A 26959-nucleotide genomic window follows, 5' to 3' on the forward strand; every position below is an offset into this window, starting at 1 on the left:
ATATAAAAGTAAATAAAATTTATCACCATAAGCTAAATTTTAATTGATAATTTCACTTACGGAGATATACTTGGATTACATTTGGGATAATTTACTGTTGCCAATCTAACATAAGATTATTTGAAGTAATATAGGGGGGACACAATGGTAATCAATAAGAAACGAAAAATTACACATTTAAATAAATAGACATTCATAAAAGAATATTTTATCACTACTGTGATAATTTAGTATGTATTAATCCCTAGCGTAATAAAATTAATAATAAAGATAAGATTATTATTTTTTATTCTTCATTATTTTTGCCATATGAATAGCTTCAATGAGCTGAGAGCGATTAATACGAGAGCTATTACTATCTAATAGCTTTTGCCAAATATCAATCGCTTGCTCATAATTTGCATTCATAAAGGCATCAGAAGCAACTAGCATTAATGCGGTAATTTCTTGATTATCAAGGCTTAATGCTTTGTTGATTACCGCTCTGACATCTTCGGTTAGCTGTTGACCTGCTTGGTAATATAAAACGGTTGCAATAGCAGAGTATATTTGAGCATTTTCCCCGCCATATTTTAGTGCTCTTTGATAAGCAATCAACGCATTATCATAACTGTTTTGATAAAGATAATATTCACCCAGTATAGCCCAAAGCTCACTATTTTTAGGCGATTGACGAATATCATTTTGTAAGCGTAATAAATCCTTTTGTTCTTGCTGCAATGGTGTGAATGAGAGCAGTGGATCGGATATACGTTGATATTCCTGATAAGCTAATTCAAATCGAGGTGAGAAGAAGTAACCAATAACAACCAACACAATTAATATGGCAAGTAATTTATTAAAATGCCATTGCAGGATAGTCGAGGGTGTTGTTATATCTGGGGGTAATAATTGCTCGGATATTTGTCGATGGCTAAAATTGTTCTCTATAAGTTGCTGTTTTTGTGACCGAGTAAATTTGAAAATGAAATAAAAAATGCCAATCAGAGCAATAGCAGGCAATCCCCAAAGCAGGGCAGTTCCAATCGTTAGCGGTGGGTTATACAGCACGAAATCACCATATCGTTCGGTCATATAGTGCATGATTTGCGCTTTATCTTTTCCTTCTGCAACCATTTTAAAAACTTGGTGGCGCATACTTACTGCTGTGGGGGCATTGGATTCGAGTAAATTTTGGTTTTGGCATTGCGGGCAACGTAACTGTGAGGCGATCTGCAAAGAATACTCTTGTTCTTCAATGGAATTAAATTCCCACACATCAACGATTTGAGCATTGGATATAAAAGAGAAAAATAGGAAAAATAGTGCTAATAGGATTCTAAGCATTTTTTATTCTCCCTTTTACCCAGCTTATTAATAGGCCAAAACACATCACAAACGCACCGCCCCAAATCCATTGAATGCCATCTTGCACGTAAAGGCGTATCGCGTAGCTATTTGTTCCTGTTTTCTCACCTAATACCGCATACCAATTGCGTAACCATCCCCAATATATACCAGGTTCAATCATTAATTGCTGGCGAGCGGTATAAAGGCGGCGCTCGGTGATTAACTGGTGTAATGGCTGGCCAGCTTTGCTAATTTGTATAATAGCCTTTTCGGTCGTGTAATTAGATTTAGCTTCAAGTTGCAGTTCGTTGAATTGGAATTGATAACCGGCGAGTGAAATAGATTGCCCAACAGAAAGATTAACACTCGTTTCGTGGTGGCTACCAATTGACAAGGCAATACCAGTAGCAAAAATTACAACTCCTGTATGAGCGATAAGGGAAGGGAAATGTTGCCGAATAGCATCGATAGGACGTAGCCAAAAGATAAGCAAAATTGCAAATAAAAAACCACAAGAAATGGCGATAATAAGCCCTTTAGACCAAAGAGATAAGCTTAATAACACACTGAGAAGTATAATTAAAAGAATACGCCATTGGGGTTTAATGCGAGTTTTGCTAAGAGGATAAATGGCACTCACAGCCATTATGATTAGCATTAAAATACCAAATGGTAATAACGCTTGGTTAAAATAAGGCGCCCCAACCGATATTTTCCCCCAACCAAATAACGTATAAATCATTGGGTAAAGCGTGCCCGTCAGGACAATAAATAATACAGTAGAAAATAGGATTAAAGTGAGTAATAAGTAAAGCTGACGGCGATTAATATTAGTTGGTAAATTATCGATATTTTTAGCTTCCCAACCATATATACATAAAGCCCCGAAACTCAGAAAACTGAACAATAAAAAGAGGGGTGCAGCCCTAACGTTATCCAAAGCAAACGCATGGACAGACATTAAAATCCCTGAGCGTACAATTAATGTGCCTAATAAAGATAAAATAAACGTAAGAATTGCCAGCAATATAGACCAGTGGCGATAGTGCCCAGTTTTGCGTGAGACTGTTAAGCTATGAAATAGGGCAGTTGCACTTAGCCATGGCAATAATGACGCATTTTCAACAGGGTCCCAAAACCACCAACCACCCCAACCAAGTTCACTGTATGCCCACCATGACCCAAGAGTGATACCCAAAGTGAGTATGCACCAACTAGGAACGACAAAGCGCCAACAGAGCCCGGCGATAGTTTGGTTAAATTGCCCGCAAAGTGTAGATGCAAGCGCTAAGGCGGTTACGACCATTAACCCGCTATAGCCTAAATAAAGTAGAGGGGGATGTAATATTAATCCCCAATGTTGCAGCATTGGGTTGAGATCTCTCCCTTCAATAGCGGGAGGAAAAATGCGAACAAAGGGGTCAGAATAAAATACGATAAACAGTAATAATGCCGCACTGATAATGGCAAGAAGCGTTAGTGTGAGAGGAAACACGAGATGAGTTTGCTGGCGATAACGCCATGCAAATAGACAACTCCAAGCTGAGATAAACAGCAGCCAAAGAAATATTGACCCTTCATGGCCTCCCCATACTGCCGCAATTTTAATATATAGCGGCGATAGCCGATGGCTATGTTGCGCCACATATACGACCGAAAAGTCACTTTGAATAAAACTGATAGTTAAACAAATATAAGCAACGAGCAAGAAAAGAAATTGTAAGTAGGTCCAAAGAATATTCCGAGGCATTTGCCTCGGAATATGGCGGAAGAAACCAATAACTCCGAATGATACTTGAAAACAGGCAATACACAGTGCCAATGCAAGGCAGAGAAAGCCAATTTCTGGGAGTATGAGTTCCAATGATTACCCTTATTATTTAGTGAGTTATGCGACGGTCAACTGCCCTGCGTATAACACAAAGAAGCGTAAGCAGAAGACACCCAGTAAGCTTGCACCACTGATAATCAATACTCTTGCTGCGCCTTGTCCTTTATCCATCCATTTCTTGAATAGAAGTGGAATAATAAAACCAAACCCGACAACACCAATCCAAAACCACCAAGTCCAGAAACCACCGCCTAATGCAGCAATTAATGAACGGATCTTCCCATCGTCTCCTAAAGCTAACCCGACAAAAAAGGCCGCTAATAGGAATATCTCCAACCAAATAACAAAGCTTTCGATACGGTGCAAAAATGCGGTTTCGCTGTTATGAATATTTTTGCGGTAGCGCAATGCGATTGCTATGAGTGATACCGCAATACCTGAAGATATTCCTGAAAATAGGAATAAAGCTGGTAATAATGGGCTGTTTAAGAATGGATAAGATTTTAATGCTGAAAGTAAAAAACCGGTATAAGCCCCAAGCAAAACGGCCAATATGAGCATCACAATATCCAGAAAACGCATTGCACGGTTTAGCAGGGTTAATACTCTTGGGATGATGGTAAATTTGGGCAGCCATTTTTGCTGTAAAACAATGAGTTCTTTTTCATAGATTTTAGCTAGCCAAATAACAAGCACTGCCATATACACTTGGAATAACATCACACCCATCGACATAACTGAGGTCGGGCTGTAATGAAACATTAATTTCCAGAACGTCCATGGACGCGTCAAGTGGAGAATTAAGATCAATAACCCAAAGATGATCGTCGTCGGAGCTAAAATCAGTGTTGTGCGCATTAGAGTGCTATCACTGCCAGCCGAAGTGGGATAATACTGGCGCATAAGTACCGCAAGTACCACAAGCCCAGCCGAAATACCAATTAAGAATAAGTAAACCGCAATGGGCCAGTCCCACACTAAGGATTCAAAATGGAAAGCAGAAGCTGTTGTCATTGGCTAACCTCCCCATATTTGAACGGAACCCGATACATTTTGGGGTGAGTACCGAGTGCAATTTTGAATCGATAAGTCGGTTTTTCTTTTAGCATCAACGAAATATCGCTCTTAGGGTCATCTAAATTGCCAAAGGTTAATGCTTTGGTCGGGCAAGATTCGACGCAAGCCGGCTGCTTGCCCTTTTTTAGATTCGTTTTACGGCAGAAATCACATTTATCCGCGGTTTTATTGATGGGGTGAATAAACCTGACGCGATAAGGGCAGGCAGCAATACAGTATTGGCAGCCGACACATAAGTCAGGGTTGACATCAACAATCCCTGTCGTTTTATCAATAAAAGAGGCACCAGTAGGGCAAACATCGACACAAGGTGCACTTTCACAATGTTGACAGGAGTGGCGAAAAAAACGGTATTTAACATCAGGAAACTGGCCAATAGGCTCACTACGGATGATAGTTAACCGCGAAACACCTTCTGGGACTTGGTTAACCTCTCGGCATGCATCCATACACGCCGTACAGCCGATGCACAGATTTTCATCGTGCACCATGCCGTAGCGAACGCCATCTATTTTCATGGTGTTAGCTAGCGTATGGCTAGCAACTCCTCCTACCGCCGCCAGTGCTCCTGAGTAGATAATGAATTGACGACGAGAACAACTCATGGCTGCTCCTTACGCAATTTCACCGCTGCTGGGTTGAAATCAGGGTTATTGCGTTGATCTGAGTGGCAGTCGACACATATTTTTACTTTGCCCTTATCAGTCAGCACCTTCATCGTATCTTGTTTCGGATGAAGGTCATGGCAACTCGCGCAGGCTACTTTAGTGACGTGAACATCATGAGGCCAGAACGCTTTTTGCAGCTGCTCCGGTAAGTGACATGATAGACAGACACTGTTTTGTTGCTCAACGGTATACATTGGGTTGTTAAAGCGCATGACATCTTTGACACCTTCACGGTGATCAGGCCCTGGGTTACCGTGGCAGTTGGTACAAGTCACGGGTAAATTATTGTTAGGGTTAACCACTTCTGCGTGAGTGCCATGCATGCCTTCTTGGTCAGGTTTATGGCAGTCTAAGCAGGCTTTGTCAGCGCTGCGTTGCTGCGTGACAACCCAACGGCCTTCTGCATTTTCTTGGGCCATTTGTGGGGTTGCGGATGCGGCTGTTGCCCATAATAAGCCTGTTGCCAGCACCCCAGCAGTTAATAACGAACGTAGTACGCTCATATTCACTCCATTGGTTGTATTGCCCCATTATTTGGGGCAAATCATGGTTATTTGGCTAATAGGTCATTTTTACGAGCTTGGTCATCCCATTGCGGAACCACAGTTTTTAAGAACTCTTGTTTTTCCGCATTGATTTTTTGCATATCTAAACCAATGGCTTGTTGCGCTTTTTCCTTGGTTGAAATATCTGGAATGGCAATTTCATGGGTGATGCCTTTTGAGCCTAACAGGCGAGCGAGCTTGGTTCGTGCATCTGCCGCTTTATCCATCGAACCACCTAACATACGCAGGCCTTCATCCGGTGCGTGCATATGAATACCGTGGGAGGCGATAGCTAAATCCCAACGCCATTGTGCATGACGAATATCAGTCAAAATTGGCTTCATTTCATCTTCTGTTGCGCCTGCATCCCATGCAGCTTTTGCTTCAAAGTGAGCACGAACTAATTGATCTTCCGCTTTGATTTTCATCTCTTGGATAGCGACTTTACGTTCAGCAACCACATCTTGCAGTTGTTGTTTGCTTTGGGTATGGCAAGTGCTACAAGTTTGTTCGAAATTATCGAATGGATTACCAATTTTATGGCTGGTGTACAGTTCGCCTTTTTCGTTTTGCAGTTTTGGCATATGGCAGTCAATACAGGTCACGTTATTTTTGCCATGAATACCCGCACTCCAAGTTTCATATTCAGGGTGTTGGGCTTTTAGCATAGGCGCTTTCGACAATGAGTTGGTCCAGTCAGAGAAACCAATGTTGTCGTAGTAGACTTCCATATCTTCGACTTTGGTACCGTTATCCCATGGGAATTTCACTGATTTTTTATCGCCAGAGAAATAGTATTCCACGTGACATTGGCCACACACCATGGATTGCTGGTCGAACCGACTGGCTTTATCAAACGGTTTGCCAATCGCTTCCATTGCACGCTCTGCATAAGGGCGTGAAAGCGTTAGCTCTGGTTTACCTTTTGCAAAATCCGCAGAGTCTGTTTTATGACAATCTGCACAGCCTAAGACATTAACCACTTCGGGGCCACCTTTTGCCCACTTACCTTCGAAATAGCCATCTTCGCCATGTTCTTGGATTAGCCTCGCCACATCGGGGCTTTTACAGCTCCAACATGCCATCGGAAGTGGACCATCTTGGGCGTCTTTAGGAGCACCGGTTCGTAAGGTTTCACGGACGTCGATGACCGCATAGGCGTGACCACGAGGTTTGTTGTAGTCGCGTGAGAATGGGTATCCAGCCCACAGTACGACTAAGCGAGGGTCTTCCGCTAATGCATCTTCACGGTTTGATTGCTCGGATGTTGCTCGCCAAGAGTGGTACTGGTCAGGGTGAGCGGCTTCGAAAGTTTCATTTCGAGCATTGATGGTAGATGTACTATCTTTAGTAGGAGTTTGAGCATGAACAGAGGTAAAGAGAAATATTCCTGCAACCAGACTCAATAAGCATAGTGCATTATTTCTTATGTTTGCCATAAAAAGGGCCTCGAGTAATTTTAGCCAGTCATCCCTTCATTTTTCGAGTTGTATTTGTATTGTGACCTATGACTCGAACTATTTTGGGTATCTTTTTGTTATTTAGGTTTGATAGTAAGCGCACAGATACTACCAAGACATTGCCAATTTATATGTGTAACAAAAAACCACACTAAAAATATTGTTTTTGATCAAAAGTTAATTTGTAATAAGGAAATAGAATGTGAAGAAATAATAAAAAATAGGTATTATTGAAATTGATATAGTTATTTTTCAATAGTTTTAAATTGTTAGTTTCAATAATTAATTAATAATGATTCTTATTCTGATGCTTAGCGTTATCCAATTCTATTTTATTGATTTTAAAATAATTTTTTTATGTTTAATATTTAATGGTTGTTTTTAAAATAAAGTTAGAAATGAAATTTGTTTAATATCAAAAAAAACACAGATATTTTTTTTCTAAATGACATTGCGCATACTACTTTAGTGGTAGTTTTTGGTTGGTGTTATAATTTAAAAAATTAAAACTTGAGTTTAAATTAATAATTCATATTAAAAAAATGTTAACAAATAATTAAAAAGGCCTGTTTGTTTATCATTTTGATGCTATTTTTAGCTAATGGCGAGTAAATAACGTAAATGTTGTCATTTCTAGTCGTATACGGGGAATTACCTCTTTTACCCACTTGGTAGTATGTATTTTTATAACCTCTATCGTTAATATTTCTCATAAATACACATATAAAAAATGCGGTTTATCAATACGTTTTAGTTTTTTTGTTGGCAATGTAAAGGAAAAAAACATGGTTGATCTCACCCGTCGGGGAGTATTAACTGGTGCGTGGCGTAGTGCAGCCCCAGTGGTTCGGCCGCCATGGAGTGGTAGTGAAACGCAATTTATTGAATTGTGTACCCGTTGTAATGCCTGCGTTGAGAGTTGCGAAACGGCAATTATCCAACCGGGAGCAGGGGGCTACCCTGTTGTTGATTTTAAGCGTGGTGAATGTACATTTTGCTATGCATGTGCAACAGCATGTCCAGAACCTATTTTCCTTCCAAAACATTCCCAACCTTGGGATATCTCAATTTCGATTGGCCAAAATTGTCTTGCTTATCTTTCGATTGAATGTCGACGTTGCCAAGACAGTTGTGAGCCTGAAGTCATCTCTTTTCGTCCGTCAATGGCCGGTATATACCAGCCAAAAGTAGAAACACCAGGTTGTACAGGCTGTGGTGCTTGTGTCGCAGGTTGCCCAGTTTCAGCCATTACCGTGGAGCATGAACATGCACAGTAACTATCAAGTGTGCAGTTTAATAGTACAAGTAAAAAGTGAACGACTGTCTACTGTGGCCGAAGAAATTAATCAACTTTCTAATTGTGAGGTGGCGTTAAGCGCCCCAGAAAACGGAAAACTGATTGTGGTTGTTGAAGGGCAAGGTAGTAGAACGTTGTTAGATACTATTGATTTAGTACGCGATATTGACGGCGTACTAGATGTTTCGCTGGTTTACCACCAGCAGGAAGAGCAAGGTGAGGAAGATTATGAAACTCAGTCGTCGTAGCTTTATGAAAGCCAATGCGATAGCGGCCGCTGCTGCGGCGGCAGGTATTGGCGCACCAAGCATTGCGAAAGCAGTGGTTGGCCAACAAGAAAGTATTAAATGGGACAAAGCCCCTTGCCGTTTTTGTGGTACAGGCTGTGGGGTATTGGTGGGAACTCAAAATGGTCGCATCGTGGCCAGCCAAGGTGACCCAGAAGCGCCTGTAAACCGTGGTCTAAACTGTATCAAAGGGTATTTCTTACCTAAAATCATGTACGGAAAAGACCGTTTAACGCAGCCAATGTTGCGTATGAAAGACGGTGAATATGACAAAAATGGGGAGTTCACACCGATCACGTGGGAACAAGCCTTTGATGTTATGGAAGAAAAAGTCAAAACCACATTAAAAGAAAAAGGCCCTGAAGGGATCGGTATGTTCGGTTCGGGTCAGTGGACAGTTTGGGAAGGCTATGCAGCATCAAAACTGTTCAAAGGTGGATTCCGTTCTAATAACTTAGACCCTAATGCACGCCACTGTATGGCTTCTGCGGTAGTGGGCTTCATGCGTACTTTCGGTATGGATGAGCCAATGGGTTGTTATGATGACATTGAGCATGCTGACGCGTTTGTCCTTTGGGGCTCAAACATGGCAGAAATGCACCCAATCTTGTGGTCTCGTATCACCAACCGCCGTCTGTCTAACCCTGACGTGCGTGTTGCCGTGTTATCGACTTTTAAACACCGTAGCTTTGAATTAGCGGATAACGGTATCGTTTTTACACCACAATCTGACTTAGTGATTCTGAACTATATTGCGAATTATATTATTCAAAATAATGCAGTTAATCAGGAATTCCTTGATAAACACGTGAATTTACGTCGTGGTGCAACAGATATCGGTTATGGATTACGCCCAACTCATCCACTCGAACAAAAAGCGAAAAATGCAGGTTCTGATGCATCTGAGCCAATGACGTGGGATGAATATAAAGCCTTTGTTGCGGAATATACTTTAGACAAAACTGTAGAAATGACAGGGGTTCCAAAAGATCAGTTAGAAGAACTCGCTAAACTTTACGCAGACCCTAAAACTAAAGTGGTTTCTTATTGGACCATGGGCTTTAACCAGCACACTCGCGGTGTTTGGGCAAATAACTTAGTGTATAACCTGCACTTACTGACAGGGAAAATTTCTCAACCTGGCTGTGGGCCGTTCTCATTAACCGGTCAGCCATCAGCGTGTGGTACCGCTCGTGAAGTTGGTACGTTCTCACACCGTTTACCAGCGGACATGGTGGTTACCAATGAAAAACACCGTGAAAAAGTAGAAGGTGTATGGGGGTTACCTGCTGGGACGATCCCTGAAAAAGTCGGTTTACATGCCGTTGCCCAAGACCGCGCTTTAAAAGACGGTAAATTGAATTTTTACTGGGTAATGTGTAACAACAACATGCAAGCGGGCCCGAATATCAACCAAGAGCGTATGCCAGGTTGGCGTGACCCTCGCAACTTTATTGTGGTTTCTGACCCCTATCCAACAGTAAGTGCGTTAGCTGCTGACTTGATTTTACCAACAGCAATGTGGGTAGAAAAAGAAGGCGCTTACGGTAATGCGGAACGTCGTACTCAGTTTTGGCGTCAGCAAGTTAAAGCACCAGGCGAAGCGAAATCTGACTTAATGCAGATGGTGTTGTTCTCTAAACGCTTTACAACGGATGAAGTGTGGCCTGAAGAGTTATTAGCGAAAAAGCCTGAATTACGTGGTAAAACGCTGTATGACGTGTTATTCGCTAACCAAGCGGTAACGAAGTTCCCTGTGAGTGAGTTAGCCGAAGACCAACTTAACGATGAATCACGTGAATTAGGCTTCTACTTACAAAAAGGGCTGTTCGAAGAATACGCTGGCTTTGGTCGCGGTCATGGCCATGACTTGGCTGATTTTGATGACTACCACAAAGCGTGCGGTATCCGTTGGCCAGTGGTTGATGGCAAAGAAACGCAGTGGCGTTATAGCGAAGGAAATGACCCTTACGTTAAGGCTGGCGCAGGTTATCAATTCTACGGTAAACCTGATGGTAAAGCGGTCATTTTTGCACTGCCATTTGAACCTGCTGCGGAATCGCCAGATAAAGAATATGACTTATGGTTATCAACAGGCCGTGTATTAGAACATTGGCATACCGGTAGTATGACACGCCGTGTTCCTGAACTACACCGTGCTTTCCCTGAATCTCTTGTGTTTATACATCCAATCGATGCGAAAGAGAGAGGTTTACGCCGTGGTGATAAAGTCAAAGTAGTTTCACGCCGTGGTGATGTGACCACGATTGTTGAAACTCGTGGCCGTAATAGACCACCAAAAGGCTTAGTTTACATGGCGTTCTTCGATGCTGCGCAGCTAGTGAATAACTTAACACTGGATGCAACCGATCCGCTTTCAAAAGAAACGGATTACAAAAAATGTGCCGTTAAACTGGAAAAGGTGTAATTGCTCATGCCCCAGAAAGCTAAGTCTCAACAGGCTAAGTCTCAGAACAGTCGTCGTCGCTTTTTACGCGATGTCGCCCGCACTGCGGGTGGGTTGGCGGCTGTTGGTGTGGTGCTGGGGCTTCAGCAACAAACTTCCCGTGCGAGTGGTGTTAAGCTTCGCCCGCCGGGAGCTCTTGATGAAAAAGCATTTGCCAGTGCATGTGTCCGTTGTGGGCAATGCGTTCAAGCCTGTCCGTATGGCATGTTGAAATTAGCGACATTGGCATCAGGCTTGGCTTCAGGAACGCCGTACTTCATCGCTCGAGAAAACCCGTGTGAAATGTGTGAGGATATTCCTTGCGCCAAAGTTTGCCCAAGTGGTGCATTGGATAAAGACATTGAGTCGATTAACGATGCACGCATGGGGTTAGCCGTTTTACTCGATCAGGAAAACTGCCTGAACTTTCAAGGGCTAAGGTGTGATGTATGTTACCGCGTATGTCCACTGATTGATGAAGCCATCACATTGGAACTTGAACAAAACCACCGAACAGGTAAGCACGCGCGCTTCTTACCCACAGTCAATAGCAACTACTGTACGGGATGCGGTAAATGTGAACAGGCTTGTGTATTGGAAGAGGCGGCTATCAAGGTATTACCAAGGTCGTTAGCAAAAGGTGAGTTAGGACACCATTACCGCTTTGGTTGGCTGGAGGGTAACAATGGCGAATCGTAAACGTGATGCCGGACGTGAAGCTCAGGCAAAAAAAGGTTGGTGGCATAGCCACAAGTGGTTGGTATTTAGACGTACAAGCCAATTGCTGGTGTTAGCGATGTTCTTGAGTGGGCCATGGTTTGGGGTGTGGATTTTACATGGTAACTACAGCAGTAGCTTATTGTTAGATACCGTACCTTTGACTGACCCATTAATCACCTTAGAGAGCTTAGCAAGTGGTTACTTACCGGGGATCTCAGCATTAGTTGGGGCTGCTATCGTATTCGGGGTTTATGCACTGTTGGGTAAGCGTATTTTCTGCAGTTGGGTTTGTCCTGTAAACCCAGTGACGGATGCCGCGGCGTGGTTAAGACGTAAGTTTGATTTTAACCAGTCCGCAACGATACCACGCAATATTCGTTATGTATTGCTGGTGGTTATCCTGATCGGTTCTGCTATTACAGGAACCTTACTTTGGGAATGGCTTAATCCAGTTTCATTAATGGGGCGCAGTTTAATTTTTGGTTTTGGCAGCGGTGCATTGGTTTTAGTTGCACTGTTTTTATTCGATTTATTAGTTGTGGAACATGGTTGGTGCGGTCACCTTTGCCCATTAGGTGCGCTATATGGCGTGGCAGGGTGTAAGGGCGCACTAGTTGTTACAGCGGAAAATAAAGAAAACTGTAGCCGTTGTATGGACTGTTTCCACATTTGTCCGGAGCCGCAAGTTCTGCGTGCACCGGTCCTAGATAAACAAGCTCCAGCACAGATATCAGATAAAGATTGTATCACTTGCGGTCGTTGCATTGATGTTTGTTCTGAGGATGTTTTTAAAATAACACTAAGATGGAGTTCGGGAGCAAAATCATGAAAAATCCTGTCCTGAAAAAGACGCTCAGCCGTTGGGTGGCTGGAATGGCCTTTGTTGTAAGCAGTCTTGTTTGGGCTGCTAATGGTGTAGACCTGACCCAATCACCAGAAGTATCCGGTACGTCAGAAGGAAGCATTCATATTCCGAAAGAGCAAGAAAGAATGGCATTAAACTATGTGAATCAACCGCCAATGATCCCACATAGTGTTGAAGGTTATCAAATTACCACTAATACTAATCGTTGTTTGCAATGCCATGGTGTGGAAAATTATCGCACCACAGGGGCACCAAGAGTTAGCCCAACGCACTTTATGGATGCAACAGGCAAAGTTCTTGGCGAAGTCGCACCAAACCGCTACTTCTGTCTACAGTGCCACGTGCCACAATCAGACACGGCACCGATTGTTGATAACACATTTACCCCATCCAAAGGTTTTGGGAAATAAGGGGGAATTATGTCAAATAACAATGATAAGCAAATAAATGATGACAAGCCGAAGAAAAAGGGCTTGTTTGGGTTACTCGGCCGAGTATGGCGGTGGTGGCGTAGGCCAAGCCGTTTAGCATTAGGAACCTTATTGCTGATTGGTTTTGTGAGTGGTGTTATCTTCTGGGGCGGCTTCAATACGGGTATGGAAATGGCCAATACGGAAGAGTTTTGTATTAGCTGCCATGAAATGCGTGAGAATGTCTATGAAGAATATATGGATACTATTCACTATACTAACCGTAGCGGTGTTCGCGCAACTTGCCCAGATTGTCACGTACCGCATGAGTTTGGCCCAAAAATGGTGCGTAAAATTCAAGCGAGTAAGGAGCTATACGGGAAAATTTTTGGCATCATCGACACACCTCAAAAATTTGAAGACCACCGGTTAGCGATGGCGCAAAGTGAGTGGCGACGGATGAAAAATAACGACTCACAAGAGTGTCGTAACTGCCACAATTTTGAGTATATGGATTTCACGGCACAAAAAGGGGTTGCAGCTAAAATGCATGACCAAGCCATCACGGATGGTAAAACTTGCATTGACTGTCACAAAGGAATTGCCCATAAATTGCCGGACATGCGTGAAGTTGAACCTGGCTTTTAATTTAAGGTAATCATTTTATGATTAGTTATACCGATAAATTATAAGTAATGATCAATAAATAGGCTGGTTATGCGTTTGAGTATGATCAGCCTAAGTTATATTTGTGTTAAATCAATATATTTGCTTTTTTAATGTGTATTGTATGATTCTGTCACGCAGCATTTACTAACAATATAATAAATCAGGGTAATTAAACTATGTGGAAAAAGCTTCATCAACTTGCCATCCCAGTTAACCTTTACCGGTTATGTGGGCGTCTAATACCGTGGTTTATTATATTGAGTGTAATTTGTTTAGCGGTGGGGTGGATTTGGGGATTTGGCTTTGCGCCAACCGATAAAGTCCAAAGCCAAAGTTATCGTATTATGTATATCCATGTTCCTGCCGCGATGTGGTCGATGGGCATTTATGCCACAATGGCAATTACTGCTTTTGTTGGTCTTGTCTGGCAAATGAAAGTCTCTGAATTGGCGATAGCGGCAATGGCACCGATAGGGGCGGTATTTACTTTTATTGCCTTGGTGACAGGTGCGACATGGGGTAAACCAATGTGGGGTGCATGGTGGGTATGGGATGCACGTTTAACCTCTGAACTAATTCTATTTTTTCTGTATGTGGGGATTATTGCTTTATGGCATGCTTTTGATGACCGCCGTACAGCAGGAAAGGCCGCTGCGATTTTAGTATTAATTGGTGTGATTAACTTACCTATTATTCATTATTCAGTTGAATGGTGGCAAACTTTGCATCAACCTTCGACGCGTATGCAAGAAAGTATCAACCCAGCTATGCGTACGCCACTACGTTTAGCTATCCTTGGTTACCTATTTCTCTTTATCTCATTAACGTTAATTCGTTTACGTAGTCAATTATTGTTGTTAGAACGTAACCGTCCATGGGTATTAGATATTGTGAATAAAAAAGGACGTCAATCATGACTAGCGCATTTGCATCTTGGAGTGAATTTTGGGCGATGGGCGGCTATGGTTTTTATGTATGGCTGGCGGTTGCGCTGACATTAATACCTATTTTGTTACTCTGTTTGCATACATACATACAAAGAAAAATGATAATAAATGCAATTATTCAACAGCAAGCTCGTGAAGTAAGACAAAAAGCAGCAAGAGCGCGTAGGGAGGGAGTGTGAATATTCGTCGTCGTAACCGACTTTGGTTGATCTGTTCCATATTGGTTGGCGTGGGGTTAACCCTCGCATTGATTCTCTACGCATTGCGCTCAAGTATTGACTTGTTTTATACCCCCGGTGAAATCATCTATGGTAAGCGAGAAACTCAGCAAATCCCTGAAGTTGGGCAACGCTTACGTGTCGGTGGCATGGTCATGCCAGGTAGTGTAGTACGTGATTCTGACCCAGTCTCTAATGCTGTCAATATCACTTTCACTGTTTATGATGCCGAAGGCGAAGTTAACGTAAGTTATCATGGAATTTTGCCTGACTTATTCAAAGAAGGGCAAGGTGTTGTTGTTCAAGGGGAGTTACAGGAGAATAATCATATTTTAGCGAAAGAAGTGCTTGCTAAACATGATGAAAACTATACGCCACCAGAGGTTGAAAAGGCGATGCAAGAAAACCATCGCAGGCCAGCTGCTGCCTATAAGGACAATGCATCATGATCCCTGAAATTGGTAGCGTTTTACTGTGTTTGGCATTAGGTCTTGCCGTTTTGCTGTCTTTTTACCCGCTATGGGGGGTGGCACGCAATGATGCACGCTTGATGGCATCATCACGTCCATTAGCATGGTTACTTTTTCTCTGTGTAACAGGGGCATTCCTAGTATTAGTGAATGCCTTTGTTGTTAATGATTTCTCAGTCACGTATGTTGCCAATAACTCAAATACGCAATTACCTATTTGGTATCGTGTTGCGGCGACATGGGGAGCTCACGAAGGCTCATTATTACTTTGGGTATTATTAATGAGCGGCTGGACATTTGCGGTGGCAATTTGTAGTTACCGTATGCCTCTCGACATTGTTGCCCGTGTTTTAGCTGTTATGGGGATGGTAAGCGTTGGTTTTTTGCTGTTTATCATCTTTACTTCAAACCCATTTTCGCGCACGCTGCCCGCTTTTCCGATTGAAGGGCGTGACCTCAACCCATTACTACAAGACCCAGGGCTGATTTTCCACCCACCATTGTTATACATGGGCTATGTCGGCTTCTCAGTGGCATTTGCCTTTGCGATTGCGGCATTGTTAAGTGGCCGGTTAGACAGCTCTTTCACACGTTTTGCTCGCCCTTGGACGATGGCAGCCTGGTTCTTTTTAACGTTAGGGATCATGTTAGGTTCCGCATGGGCTTATTATGAATTAGGCTGGGGGGGCTGGTGGTTCTGGGACCCGGTAGAGAATGCCTCCTTTATGCCATGGTTAGTGGGAACGGCATTGATCCACTCACTTTCCGTTACTGAACAGCGAGCCACTTTTAAAGCATGGTCACTATTATTGTCGATTTTTGCTTTCTCATTGTGTTTACTCGGGACTTTCTTAGTTCGCTCAGGGGTACTGGTTTCGGTACACGCCTTTGCCTCAGACCCATCTCGAGGGTTATTTATCTTAGCCTTCATGGTGATAGTGATTGGCGGCTCTTTACTGGTGTTTGCACTGCGTGGGCACAAGGTACGCTCAAGGGTTAACAATGCCTTATGGTCGCGTGAATCCATGTTATTGGGTAATAACGTTATCCTAACAGCAGCGATGCTAGTTGTGTTACTCGGTACATTGCTACCGTTAGTCCATAAACAAATTGGCCTGGGTACGATTTCCATTGGTGAACCGTTCTTTAATACCATGTTTATAGCGTTGATGGTGCCATTTGCCTTGTTACTAGGAATTGGGCCACTTGTGCGTTGGGGACGTGACCGCCCTGCGGCTATCAAAAAGTTATTAATCATTGCAACGGTATTAACCGTTATTCTTTCTTTTGCCCTACCATTACTGATGGAAGATAGGGTAGAAGCGTTGACGGTTGTCGGCTTAATGATGGCGTGCTGGATAGCAATTCTTGCCTTCGCAGAAATGCGAGTCCGCATCAGTAAGAAAATCAAGCTCACGCCAAGTTACTGGGGAATGGTACTGGCGCATTTGGGTTTGGCGGTAACCATCGTCGGTATTGCCTTTAGCCAAAATTACAGTATTGAGCGTGATGTGAAAATGAAACCGGGTGATAGCATATCAATTCGTGCTTATACCTTTGTATTCAATGGCGTACGAGAGGCTGATGGCCCTAACTACCAAGGTGTCATTGGCAGTATTTCAGTGAAAGAGAAAGACAAAGTCATCGGTGTTTTAATGCCAGAAAAACGTTTTTATAGCGTTAGCCGAGCTGTTATGACCGAAGCGGCGATTGATGGTGGTTTTACTCGCGATTTATATGCTGCATTGGGTGAGGAAGTCGCTAAAGATACGTGGACTATGCGTTTGTATTATAAACCATTTGTTCGTTGGATCTGGTCTGGTGGCGTATTAATGGCTATTGGTGCGTTATTTTGCTTGTTTGACCCACGTTATCGTCGCCGTAAATTACAAGGGGAAACAGCATGAACCGCAAAGTCTTCTTAATTCCTTTTATTATTTTTGCAGGAATCGCTGCGGTCCTGTTATGGCAATTGATGCGTAATGCGGAAGGGGATGATCCTCGTTTATTAGAATCCGCTTTAATTGGTAAGCCAGTGCCCGTTTTTCGCCTTGAATCACTAGAAAACCCCGGTCAGCACTACGAATCCGATGTATTAACACAAGGGCAACCTATCTTGTTGAATGTTTGGGCAACATGGTGCCCTACATGCCGTGCAGAACATCAATATTTGAATAAGTTGTCTGCACAGGGTGTTCGTGTGGTTGGGTTGAACTATAAAGATAAACGGGATAAAGCCATTGTGTGGTTGCGTGAGTTAGGCAACCCTTATGCCCTAAGCTTATTTGATGGTGAAGGTATGTTAGGCCTTGATTTAGGGGTATATGGTGCACCTGAAACGTTCTTAATTGATGGTAATGGTGTGATCCGTTATCGTCACGCAGGGGCAATGGACGAGCGCGTCTGGGAAAAAGAATTTAAACCCCTTTGGGAGCGCTATAATCAGGAGGCGAACCAATGAGGTATTTATTGGGTTTATTGATGTTAGCGTTAAGTGCAACGGTGACATATGCATCGACAGAAGTCTTTACTTTCGATAATGAACAGCAAGAGCAGCAATTTCGTAAATTAACCGAAGAGCTACGTTGCCCTAAATGCCAGAACAACAGCATTGCGGATTCTAATTCAATGATTGCACTGGACTTGCGCCAAAAAGTGTATGAGTTAATGAAAGAAGGCAAAAACCGTGATGAAATCGTTGATTACATGGTTGCACGTTATGGTTACTTCGTCACTTATAACCCACCACTGACGCCGCTAACGATTGTACTGTGGGGGTTACCGTTTGTTGCGATAGCGGTAGGCGGCTGGATCATCTTTGCCCGTTCTAAAAAACGCGTTAGATTAAAACAGGTTGAGCAGGGCGATGAGGAAGCATTACCTGAGGCCTCTCGCACTAGCAACTGGGTTTATTTACCCGGGGTTATCATTGCATTAGGTGTTGCGGGGGGGGCTTATTATCAGGTAGGTAGCTACGAGAAAGTGGCAGATTGGAATAATGCCTATCAACAAGCTCCCGCTTTGTTAGACAGAGCGCTAGACCCGTCTGAGCCACCACTCAATAATGCGGAAATGGAACACCTCGCTTTAGGTCTACGTACTCGCCTCCAGGAAGACCCGCAAAATGTAGAAGCGTGGGAAATGCTAGGCCGTATTGGTATGGTGTTGGGGAATGCTACCATGGCAACCGATGCCTATGGCCGTGCTTATCGACTAGCCCCTAAAAATGAAAATGTAGTGATGGGGTATGCGGAAGTTTTGACACGCTCTTCTGACCCAGAAGATAACCGTCAAGGTGCAGAGCTACTTAAAAAGCTGATTGCTGAAGACCGTACCAATGTGAAAGCATTAAGCATTTTTGCATTCAATGCATTTGAGCAAGAGCGTTATGCAGAGGCCATCTCGGCTTGGCAAATGATGTTAAAACTACTGCCTGAGAATGACCAACGTCGTCCTATTATCGAGCGTAGTGTTGAACAGGCACTGATGATGGTACACGAAAAGAAAGGGCTGCCAGCGGATAAGTAATTTTTTTCTCTAATCGTGTTATACAGGTGTTCTCCTGTATAACGCGACTCGTCCAAATATAAATCTACAGTTTGAATTGCTTCGGTTTATTAAAGAATATTGATACTAATTCTTTTAACATAGTTTGAGTTTATAACTAGATAAAAGGAAGCAATATGTCAACTCAACGAATGCGTAATTCTCATCTAACGAATATCCCTCGTCTAATCACTTCAAATTTGAATCGATTCATATCAAATAAGGGGGTTGAGGTTAAGTCTTTGAATAATTGGAAAAAATTAAGTCGATTTGTTGATGGTATTAAACAAAATAAACAGATTGACCTGACAGGGTCAAAAATTCCCATTCGGCTACCCACGTTAAGGCATGCCTATTCAGAACCTTCAAAGATTCATCAAAAAAACATATCAGGGGCATTGGCATTAAATCGGTCGGCTTCGGAGCCAAGCAATCTAAATCGCTCCCACAGGACGCCAGTTCAAAAGGGGGCATTAGCGAGAGCGCAACCTAATTATCAGCCAAGTCAGGCTCCAAGAAGCCCACAATATATTCAAAAAGCAAAAGACGACAAGATCACCGCATATCAATCACTCCCTGATGTGGTTAAAAATTTTCTTAACGAAAAGCTCAGCTATAAAATTTTGGTCACTTTCAAAAAAGGGCTAGATGGTAAGGAAACAAAACAATTCATGGTCGCCTATGAAGAGTTCAGACAAGGCGTCAGCGATAAAGAAAAGGAGGAATATCAACAGAACAAATTGAGCGGTTTTACACCGGATAACCGATTTCAATTTACCAAAACGGTTTGGATTGAATTGGATAAACTCATATTAATTCCAACTAAAGAAGAGATAACTAAAATAGTGGCTAACACAAAATGGTCTCATCTAAATCGTTAGGTTTAGATGGTTTATATGTAAATAATTAACTTATTATTTGCTTTAATTTCAGTCTATTGTCATAAGGAGAGAGATTCAATCAATAGATTGATTTTTATTGGTAATTGTTTGTTTTTTAGTTCATTACATGTAGAGGTAGGCCCTGCTTAACATTAATGGTGAAAATTGATAACATCCCTCCTCTAAATAAGATACAATTTCGCGCTATAAAATTCGTACTGAGATAACGGAAAAACGTTGCACCTGCGCCCTTTTATCAAACAGCTATCCGCTTATCTTGCTTTGCTTGCCATTGTTATGCTGTTCATTGCACCACTGGTTTCTAAATCTATGGTGCATATGAACACTTGTGCAGATATACAAAGTGAGATGGCGGACCAATCGATGCATTCGCATCATAGTATGCCAATGCCTGAAAATTGTGACGTTTCTACACCAATGAATCATATGTTAATGACGGGGATGGGGCAGTCTCCGATGGAAGACATTGCATGTGGTTACTGTCAGTTATTGGTCCACTTTCCATTTCTTATCTTATTTATTGCTGCGGTTATTCGACAACTCGCCACGCTGACTCTATTTGTTCCTTTTGAGCGCTACGTTCACATTTGGTTATTTAGACCATGGTCATTACATCTCGCTAGAGCCCCGCCTATTTACTGATGTCTTAGCATTATAAATCTTACAAATTAATTTAATTGCTATTTTTGCCTTTATTGTGCAAAGCGTTTTCGTTCATCTTGAATTTCTTTGATTTTTAAGAGGTTCACCCATGGGTGCTGAAAATGTATTTGCAAGCTAAGAGGCGAAAGCAGCGTACCTATATTCTAAGAAACAGGTAAAAAATGAACACACACGTTTTTAAAGTGGCTCCTATTGCAACGCTGGTTATTAGTGCGATTTTTACAGCACCTACAGTCGCTAAAACTGAAATCAACCAAAGTCTAATCTCAAATAGCTCAGTGATGATTGTTACTGCGCCAGTCGATTCACCATTGACTATTACGACATCCCCTAAAACACCAAGGCAGCCCGTCCCTGCGAGTGATGGTTCTGATTACCTTAAAACGATCCCAGGCTTTTCACAGATACGTAACGGTGGAACTAACGGAGATCCGGTTTTTCGTGGCATGTTTGGGTCTCGTTTGCGTATTTTAACCAATGATAGTGAAATGTTGGGTGCATGCCCTTCTCGTATGGATGCACCGACTTCTTATATTTCACCGGAAAACTTTGATGTATTAAATATGATTAAAGGGCCACAAACTGTTTTATGGGGGCCTGGGAATTCAGCAGGAACAATCCGGTTTGAGCGCGAAAAACCGCTATTTACTGAAGCAGGTATTAAAGGCAACGCAAGTGCCTTAACGGCATCTAATGAGCGCTGGGATGGTAATGCTGATATTAGCTTAGGTAATGAAACGGGTTATGTTCGTGTTATTGGTAATAAATCACGTTCAAATGATTATAAAGATGGCAATGGTGATAAGGTTCCCTCTAAATGGGATAAGTGGAACGCTGATATTGCTATCGGCTGGACGCCAGATGAATATACATTATTAGAATTAACCGCTGGTAAAGGCGACGGCGAAGCTCGTTATGCAGGGAGGGGAATGGATGGCTCTCAGTTTAAACGTGAAAGCTTAGGCTTACGCTTTGAAAAGAGTAATATCGGTGATGTTTTAGATAAAGTTGAAGCAAATGTTTACTACAATTACGCCGATCATATTATGGATAATTACTCGCTTCGTACTCCATCAGGCGGTGGAATGGGGGGCGGGCATATGGGGCATGGAGGCCACGGTATGATGAATATGCCAATGAAAATGCGAGTTGACCGTGAAACCATGGGCGGCCGTACCATGGGAACATGGTTATGGAAAGACTATGAACTGCGTGCAGGGGCTGACATGCAGACCAATAAACATCGTAAAAACAATAATAATAGCTGGAAAAAAGATGCACAATTCCAAGATTATGGTGTCTTTAGTGAGCTAACTTGGCATGCGACTGAGCAAGGTAAAGTTGTTAGCGGGGCTCGTTTAGATCGTGTAATAGTTGAAAATAATACAGGCGTAGGCTCTTCCGGGCGTAATACGGTGATGCCAGCGGGCTTTGCACGTTATGAGCATTCTTTATCTGATACACCTGTTATGGTATATGCTGGTGTCGGCTATACCGAACGTTTTCCTGATTATTGGGAGTTGTTTTCGCCTAAACTCGGACCAGATGGTAGTAACAATGTGTTTGATAAGCTAAAAACAGAAAAAACGACTCAGTTAGATATTGGTGCTAAATATAGCCATGAAGACACCCATGCATGGGTTTCTGCGTATGTGGGACGTGTTGATGATTTTATTCTCTTCCGTTATAGCGCGACAAACCCGCGAATGAGCCAAGTTGAAAATGTTGACGCATTAATTATGGGCGGAGAGCTCGGTATAGCACAGAAACTCAGTGATGAATGGAAAGCCGATGCAAGTCTTGCTTACTCTTGGGGAGAAAATCGTACAGATGGCAAAGCGTTACCGCAAATGCCACCATTGGAAAGCCGATTTGGCTTATCGTGGGAAAAAGGTGATTGGACTACGACAGGTTTAGTACGCGTTGTTAGCCGTCAAAATCGTGTTGCGATTAATGATGGTAATGTGGTGGGGAAAGATTTTAGCAAGAGTGCAGGTTTCACAATATTTTCATTAAATACAGCGTATAAAATTAATGAAAATATGAAATTAAGCGCAGGCGTTGATAACCTTTTTGATAAAACCTATAGCGAGCACCTTAATTTAGCTGGAAATAGCGGTTTTGGTTATTCATCCAATGTACCAGTGAATGAGCCAGGGAGAAATTTCTGGGCAAAAATTAATGTGAGTTTTTAATTGTTAGGCTAGCATCCCATACAGTATTCGTATGGGGTGCTGCTAGTCGTTAAATAATAACAGGAATATAGTAATTTAGCTCTTGGATGAAATTGCGTGAATCATTAATGAATGCTTCATAAGTGGGTTTGGATTTTAGGACATATTGCTCTATATCAGGCCCTTTACCACGGACGATATCCATTTCAGCAAGTACCTTCCCATAAGCAGTATAAATAATATCATTGTAATCTATACCATGAAGGCTACTGGTGATCTTGATTTCTAAATAATTTCCTGCGGGTAACTGTAAGTTGGTTGTTTGCGGAAGTGCAATATCAACATCTTGTTCATCTAGAGCCGTGGTATATAGGAAATGGCCTTCTGCATTAGTACTTTGATCAACACCGTGAATGGCGTATAAATGCTGAGTGACATAATGGTTTTTATTGAAAAAATCCATCCAATAGTGTCGGCGTAGCTCATCCGTTTTTAGGTTCCACTCATTAATATCTTTAGTGTAACGATGTTTAGTTCCGAGTAAATTGATGGCTGGCAATTGAGTCAATTTAACTTGAACACTGAGCTCTTTATTCTCTCGTAGAGGTAAGCAAAACCCTTCAATTTTCCAACCCTGTCGTTTTCTGTATTCAGAAGGGGTCAGATTAAATTGTTTTTTAAACGCACGGCAAAAAGTTTGTTGTGAGTCAAAACGGTACCTCAGAGAAATATCCATTATGCTGTCATTTGTTAGCCGTAGTGCGACAGCAGAACAAGAAAGGCGCCTTGCTCGGATATAGGAACCAAGTGCGAGCCCTGTTTGGTTCTTAAACAGGCGCTGAAAGTGCCATTTGGTGTATCCTGATTTATCGGCAACAGTATCTAGGGATAGGCGAGATTCTAAATTTTGTTCTATCCAGAGAATGATTTCCCTGATAACACTTTCTTGTAGCATGATTATCCTTTCAGGTCTCTTTTACTTACCAACAAAATAACAAGCCATATAATATAGCAAGGTTATGGATTGTAAGTACTCATAGGTGCTCGTAATAGGATAGCATGCTTAACTGACAATTTTATTAAAAAGATGTGAAGTTAAGTAAGTATTGGGCGGTGGAAACGTAGCTAGATTGCTTGAGTACACCTATCTAGCGTTTACATAATTTGTCTAATTTTTACGTATTGTGGTATAGACTGAAGGTAATGAACATGGCATAAATGCAGTGGAGTGAATTTTTTTACCGAAAATAGCCAGGTGTGATAATTAATTTTAGATATTCAGAATAAGAGCAGGTTAATGTAAGGCACTAATATGAAAAGGTGATTTAGCTTTATAGACTAATATGAAAATTTTTATATTTAATACCTAAATTTAATGTTGTTATTCGACTAATAAATAAAAAAAAGCGCCTTTTTTTATGATTGAAAAAAAATTTCTTTATTATAATTATGTTCTGGAAACTTATTGATACGCATGAATACAAATTGTCACGAATTTCTTAAGGTTATAACATTAAATCAGTCAAGATAATTTTATTAAATTGAAAATGTAAGCTAGAATTTTGGTTAAATTGAAAATGTGATTTTGAAGTCGTTGGCTTATTACCGTGTAGTTTTCTATACCTATTAGGTTATAAAAATAACGTGATCAGAATCACAGTTAAAAAGAAAGCGATATGGCCTTACATATCAGTATCTTATATGGTTTTTACTTTTTTAATTCATTAATGGATTGTCTTTAAATGACTTATTTAGTTAGAGTTTTATTATTATAAGTCAATTTATAAATTTATGGTTGGTGATAGTTTACGCACCGGTTAATAATATTCATTTTAATATTTAATAGAGGTTATTATGGGGAAGGAAAACATTGCTAAAATGCTAGGGATAAAAATCCGAAAACAACGAGAAAACCATAAGATATCGATAGAACGGATGGCGAGTTTAATTGGTGTAACAGAAGAAGAAATGAGTCGATTTGAGACAGGAGAAAGCTGTATTGATGTCGATTAACTATTTCAATTTGCTTATCTTTTTAATGTTGATCCCGCTTCTTTTTTATATGGCGTTGTCAATGTGAATAGTGGCACATGTAGTTCAATACACTGATTATAAGTAATTTTAGAATGTAACATTAAGCGGTATAGTATTGTTATACCATTCGTGATTATAATAATATTAACTGTTACTATCAGAATTATCTTTATATTTTGTAATAATCAAATATATCCATAAGTATTTAGCTGTTTTATTACAATATCTGTTAGTTTATTGGCGCGACTCCATTGATTAATTTTGGCTAGTTTTGTGTTGCTACCGAGTCTTAAAACAAATTGGTCGAGTTGCTCTACAATAAAATTATTTTGATTAATCTCTTGATATGTTTCATTAAAAGAGAGTTTTTCCTTTATCTCATATCGGTTATTACATTGTTTTAATGACAGTTTGTCTAAAATCTTCCCCGTATTGAAAAAGATTTCAAATGAAACCAATAAACCGTTTTCTTGGCGTAAATTAATCATCAATACATCGCCATCGGTTCTTTTAGTAAAGGGATGTGAGTATTGAATAGCGGGGGATGAAAGGACAAAATCAGGCATCAAGGATAACAATAATTCTATGTTTTTTGTGATGGTGTTTCGTAGTATATTGAATGGTAATTGATTTTCAGTTTCTATTATTCGGTGCGCTGTGATACGCAATAACCCTGTTTCGGTACCACGTTTAGACATTAAAGACGCTTTTATTTGATTGAACTGGTTATCAAAGCTAAGAGGTTGGTTATAATCAATCAATACATCATGGCGCATTGCTTGCTTTAATACCTCCTTCAATTCGTTTTCACTAAAGTTGGGGATATCATTCAATAGGATATCTTTTCCGGCAGATACCGCAGTCTGAATTACAAATCTTAGTAACTCATCACTGCAAGTGGATGTCATTATAATGCAGTCAACGCCATCATTATTGATCAACTCTTCTATCTTTTTCTTTTGACACATAAAGTAAGTCATAGAAGGTAGATATGGAGACAAATGGCAAATTGACTTTAGCTCACTATGATGAGTGCAGCATTTTATCGCATTTATATAAAGTTGGTTATAAGGTGCAGTGCCGATTAAACCAATACCAGAGCGATTAAGTGACGTGACAGAATGCTGCTCTTCAAGTAAACGAAGGTGGCCGAGTAAATAAAGAAAGTGTGTATTTAACATGCTTAGCCCTTATTCTTGGTTTTATCTAACACGAGATGTAATCCCAACATAGCAGGGTGAAATAATAATTTCATTTCATTGTCTTTTTAGAATTTGTATTTTCTGATGAGACTCACAAATTAAAGAAAAAAATGAAACTTAATTAGTTTTTAATAATGACGTCTACGTTAATTAGAGAAAGGACTGGAAGAGGCTCTGAATTAATGGAGGTGTTTAATTACAGAGCCATATATCTTAGACTAAGCTGCTGCCCTGACGGTAGGCTAATGCAACGGTCAGTGATTGTGCTAAACATAAGGTGGCTGATTGCGAACGAAATGCATCTACTTGGGCTTCTTTGATAACAAAACAAACATCGCTAAAACTTGCCAAAGGGCTAATTTGGCTGTCAGTAATAACGATTTGCTGCGCACCTGCTTGGGCCGCCTTCTCACTTACCATGACAGTTTCCGAAGCGTAAGGCGTGAAACTGATTGAAATAACGACGTCATTTTCACTGATCCTGCTGATCTGTTCCTTGAACATTCCGCCAAGCCCATCAATAAGTACTGGGCGACATTCCAAATGGCTAAGAGCGTAACTTAAATACGTTGCAACGCTGAATGAGCGACGCAAACCGATAATATAGATATTTTGTGCATTTGCTAATAACGATACGGCTTTTTCGATATCTTCAGCAGGGGTTCTGGCTGCCATTTGTTGTAAAGCTTGGGCGTTAGAATGAGCGAACTCCTTCAAAATTTGGGAAGGGTCATCTCCCAGTTCTTGGGAGCCGTCCATTTCACGAAACATGCGGGCTCTATCTGTGTAGCTGGCCGTTTCTTCAACGAGGTTCATACGAAACAATTGTTTCATTTCATTAAACCCACTGAAATTAAACGCATTTGCAAAGCGGATTAGAGTCGAAGGCGGAACCTTAGCCTCTTTCGCAATGACGGCAACTGTATCAAATGCGACACTATTCGTATTATCTAACACATAGCGTGCTACTTGCTGTAGCCGTTTACTTAATTCGTCATACCTTGAGCGAACTTGCTCTTGAAACTCATTTAAATTTGATGCACTTGACATATAACCTCCAGAATTTGGCTCTAATTGTAGTTGTTTTACGGCGTTAGTCGAATCTTTTTGAAACACTTAGTTCATATTTAAAAATTTTCTTTTTTTAGGATCTTAAAATAATTTGAATTTGGGATAATAAATTGAACAGCTTACATCAA

At 41.3% G+C, this 26959-nt stretch carries 26 protein-coding genes; 17 read left to right on the forward strand and 9 right to left on the reverse strand.

Annotation, left to right across the window (positions count from 1 at the left end; genetic code table 11):
- Positions 1-279: 279 nt before the first annotated feature.
- From nrfF to nrfA, 6 genes are read right to left on the reverse strand one after another with little or no spacing between them, the layout of a single operon-like run.
- A complete protein-coding gene (gene nrfF, locus M1F17_RS06150) occupies positions 280-1326 on the reverse strand; it encodes a heme lyase NrfEFG subunit NrfF (protein ID WP_181488286.1) in 1047 nt (348 codons plus the stop codon).
- Positions 1319-3193: a heme lyase CcmF/NrfE family subunit gene (locus M1F17_RS06155; RefSeq protein ID WP_318837310.1), complete on the reverse strand. Its 1875-nt coding sequence runs from the start codon at positions 3191-3193 to the stop codon at positions 1319-1321. The genes nrfF and M1F17_RS06155 overlap by 8 nt, the downstream gene beginning before the upstream one ends.
- A 24-nt stretch (positions 3194-3217) precedes the next feature.
- The gene (gene nrfD, locus M1F17_RS06160; protein WP_318837311.1) at positions 3218-4174 is read right to left on the reverse strand and encodes a cytochrome c nitrite reductase subunit NrfD; all 957 of its coding nucleotides are present in this window, start codon (positions 4172-4174) and stop codon (positions 3218-3220) included.
- Positions 4171-4842 (reverse strand): cytochrome c nitrite reductase Fe-S protein, encoded by a 672-nt coding sequence (gene nrfC, locus M1F17_RS06165; RefSeq protein ID WP_094961333.1) that lies wholly within the window; start codon positions 4840-4842, stop codon positions 4171-4173. The genes nrfD and nrfC overlap by 4 nt, the downstream gene beginning before the upstream one ends.
- Positions 4839-5408, reverse strand: a complete 570-nt coding sequence (nrfB, locus tag M1F17_RS06170) for a cytochrome c nitrite reductase pentaheme subunit (protein ID WP_004262246.1) — start codon at positions 5406-5408, stop codon at positions 4839-4841. The genes nrfC and nrfB overlap by 4 nt, the downstream gene beginning before the upstream one ends.
- A 47-nt stretch (positions 5409-5455) precedes the next feature.
- Positions 5456-6889 carry an ammonia-forming nitrite reductase cytochrome c552 subunit gene (gene nrfA, locus M1F17_RS06175; RefSeq protein ID WP_004262239.1) on the reverse strand — a complete coding sequence of 478 codons (1434 nt, stop codon included), beginning with the start codon at positions 6887-6889 and terminating at the stop codon, positions 5456-5458.
- Positions 6890-7695: 806 nt separating this feature from the next.
- Between nrfA and napF the strand changes: the two genes are divergently transcribed.
- The 16 genes from napF (at position 7696) to M1F17_RS06255 (ending at position 22545) form a co-directional block, all read left to right on the forward strand.
- Entirely contained in the window at positions 7696-8187 is a 492-nt protein-coding gene (gene napF / locus M1F17_RS06180; RefSeq protein ID WP_004262238.1) for a ferredoxin-type protein NapF, read from the forward strand.
- Positions 8177-8455 (forward strand): chaperone NapD, encoded by a 279-nt coding sequence (gene napD / locus M1F17_RS06185; protein WP_036958482.1) that lies wholly within the window; start codon positions 8177-8179, stop codon positions 8453-8455. Before napF ends, napD begins: the two co-directional genes overlap by 11 nt.
- A complete protein-coding gene (gene napA, locus M1F17_RS06190; RefSeq protein WP_318837312.1) occupies positions 8436-10922 on the forward strand; it encodes a nitrate reductase catalytic subunit NapA in 2487 nt (828 codons plus the stop codon). The genes napD and napA overlap by 20 nt, the downstream gene beginning before the upstream one ends.
- A gap of 6 nt (positions 10923-10928) precedes the next feature.
- Positions 10929-11639: a ferredoxin-type protein NapG gene (napG, locus tag M1F17_RS06195; protein ID WP_318837313.1), complete on the forward strand. Its 711-nt coding sequence runs from the start codon at positions 10929-10931 to the stop codon at positions 11637-11639.
- Positions 11626-12489 (forward strand): quinol dehydrogenase ferredoxin subunit NapH, encoded by an 864-nt coding sequence (gene napH, locus M1F17_RS06200; RefSeq protein ID WP_094961334.1) that lies wholly within the window; start codon positions 11626-11628, stop codon positions 12487-12489. Before napG ends, napH begins: the two co-directional genes overlap by 14 nt.
- The gene (napB, locus tag M1F17_RS06205; RefSeq protein ID WP_094961335.1) at positions 12486-12935 is read left to right on the forward strand and encodes a nitrate reductase cytochrome c-type subunit; all 450 of its coding nucleotides are present in this window, start codon (positions 12486-12488) and stop codon (positions 12933-12935) included. Before napH ends, napB begins: the two co-directional genes overlap by 4 nt.
- A 9-nt stretch (positions 12936-12944) precedes the next feature.
- Positions 12945-13583, forward strand: coding sequence for a cytochrome c-type protein NapC (gene napC, locus M1F17_RS06210; protein ID WP_094961336.1), 639 nt, complete (start codon positions 12945-12947; stop codon positions 13581-13583).
- A 197-nt stretch (positions 13584-13780) separates the two neighbouring features.
- A complete protein-coding gene (locus M1F17_RS06215) occupies positions 13781-14521 on the forward strand; it encodes a heme ABC transporter permease (protein WP_004262222.1) in 741 nt (246 codons plus the stop codon).
- A complete protein-coding gene (gene ccmD, locus M1F17_RS06220) occupies positions 14518-14730 on the forward strand; it encodes a heme exporter protein CcmD (RefSeq protein ID WP_004262214.1) in 213 nt (70 codons plus the stop codon). Before M1F17_RS06215 ends, ccmD begins: the two co-directional genes overlap by 4 nt.
- Positions 14727-15218 carry a cytochrome c maturation protein CcmE gene (gene ccmE, locus M1F17_RS06225; RefSeq protein WP_004913345.1) on the forward strand — a complete coding sequence of 164 codons (492 nt, stop codon included), beginning with the start codon at positions 14727-14729 and terminating at the stop codon, positions 15216-15218. The genes ccmD and ccmE overlap by 4 nt, the downstream gene beginning before the upstream one ends.
- The gene (locus M1F17_RS06230; RefSeq protein WP_094961337.1) at positions 15215-17146 is read left to right on the forward strand and encodes a heme lyase CcmF/NrfE family subunit; all 1932 of its coding nucleotides are present in this window, start codon (positions 15215-15217) and stop codon (positions 17144-17146) included. Before ccmE ends, M1F17_RS06230 begins: the two co-directional genes overlap by 4 nt.
- Positions 17143-17700: a thiol:disulfide interchange protein DsbE gene (gene dsbE, locus M1F17_RS06235; protein WP_004262204.1), complete on the forward strand. Its 558-nt coding sequence runs from the start codon at positions 17143-17145 to the stop codon at positions 17698-17700. Before M1F17_RS06230 ends, dsbE begins: the two co-directional genes overlap by 4 nt.
- Entirely contained in the window at positions 17697-18767 is a 1071-nt protein-coding gene (locus M1F17_RS06240) for a cytochrome c-type biogenesis protein CcmH (RefSeq protein ID WP_144140951.1), read from the forward strand. The genes dsbE and M1F17_RS06240 overlap by 4 nt, the downstream gene beginning before the upstream one ends.
- 155 nt (positions 18768-18922) lie before the next feature.
- Positions 18923-19666 (forward strand): hypothetical protein, encoded by a 744-nt coding sequence (locus M1F17_RS06245; RefSeq protein WP_318837314.1) that lies wholly within the window; start codon positions 18923-18925, stop codon positions 19664-19666.
- A gap of 237 nt (positions 19667-19903) precedes the next feature.
- On the forward strand, positions 19904-20329 hold the full coding sequence (locus M1F17_RS06250; protein ID WP_112307320.1) for a DUF2946 domain-containing protein: 426 nt from the start codon (positions 19904-19906) through the stop codon (positions 20327-20329).
- Between the two features lie 182 nt (positions 20330-20511).
- Positions 20512-22545 carry a TonB-dependent copper receptor gene (locus M1F17_RS06255; protein ID WP_144140955.1) on the forward strand — a complete coding sequence of 678 codons (2034 nt, stop codon included), beginning with the start codon at positions 20512-20514 and terminating at the stop codon, positions 22543-22545.
- Between the two features lie 49 nt (positions 22546-22594).
- Here M1F17_RS06255 and M1F17_RS06260 read toward each other — a convergent pair whose 3' ends face one another.
- Complete coding sequence (locus M1F17_RS06260; RefSeq protein ID WP_004262166.1) at positions 22595-23479, reverse strand: helix-turn-helix domain-containing protein; 885 nt, start codon at positions 23477-23479, stop codon at positions 22595-22597.
- A gap of 899 nt (positions 23480-24378) precedes the next feature.
- Between M1F17_RS06260 and M1F17_RS06265 the strand changes: the two genes are divergently transcribed.
- Entirely contained in the window at positions 24379-24537 is a 159-nt protein-coding gene (locus M1F17_RS06265) for a helix-turn-helix transcriptional regulator (protein WP_318837315.1), read from the forward strand.
- Between the two features lie 206 nt (positions 24538-24743).
- Here the strand turns inward: M1F17_RS06265 and M1F17_RS06270 are convergent, their stop codons facing one another.
- Positions 24744-25739 carry a hypothetical protein gene (locus M1F17_RS06270; RefSeq protein WP_318837316.1) on the reverse strand — a complete coding sequence of 332 codons (996 nt, stop codon included), beginning with the start codon at positions 25737-25739 and terminating at the stop codon, positions 24744-24746.
- A 234-nt stretch (positions 25740-25973) separates the two neighbouring features.
- Positions 25974-26810 carry a MurR/RpiR family transcriptional regulator gene (locus M1F17_RS06275; RefSeq protein WP_036958475.1) on the reverse strand — a complete coding sequence of 279 codons (837 nt, stop codon included), beginning with the start codon at positions 26808-26810 and terminating at the stop codon, positions 25974-25976.
- Between the last annotated feature and the right edge of the window lie 149 nt (positions 26811-26959).

The sequence above is a fragment of the Providencia sp. PROV073 genome (assembly GCF_033688125.1).
In the GTDB taxonomy this organism is placed as follows: Bacteria; Pseudomonadota; Gammaproteobacteria; order Enterobacterales; family Enterobacteriaceae; genus Providencia; species Providencia hangzhouensis.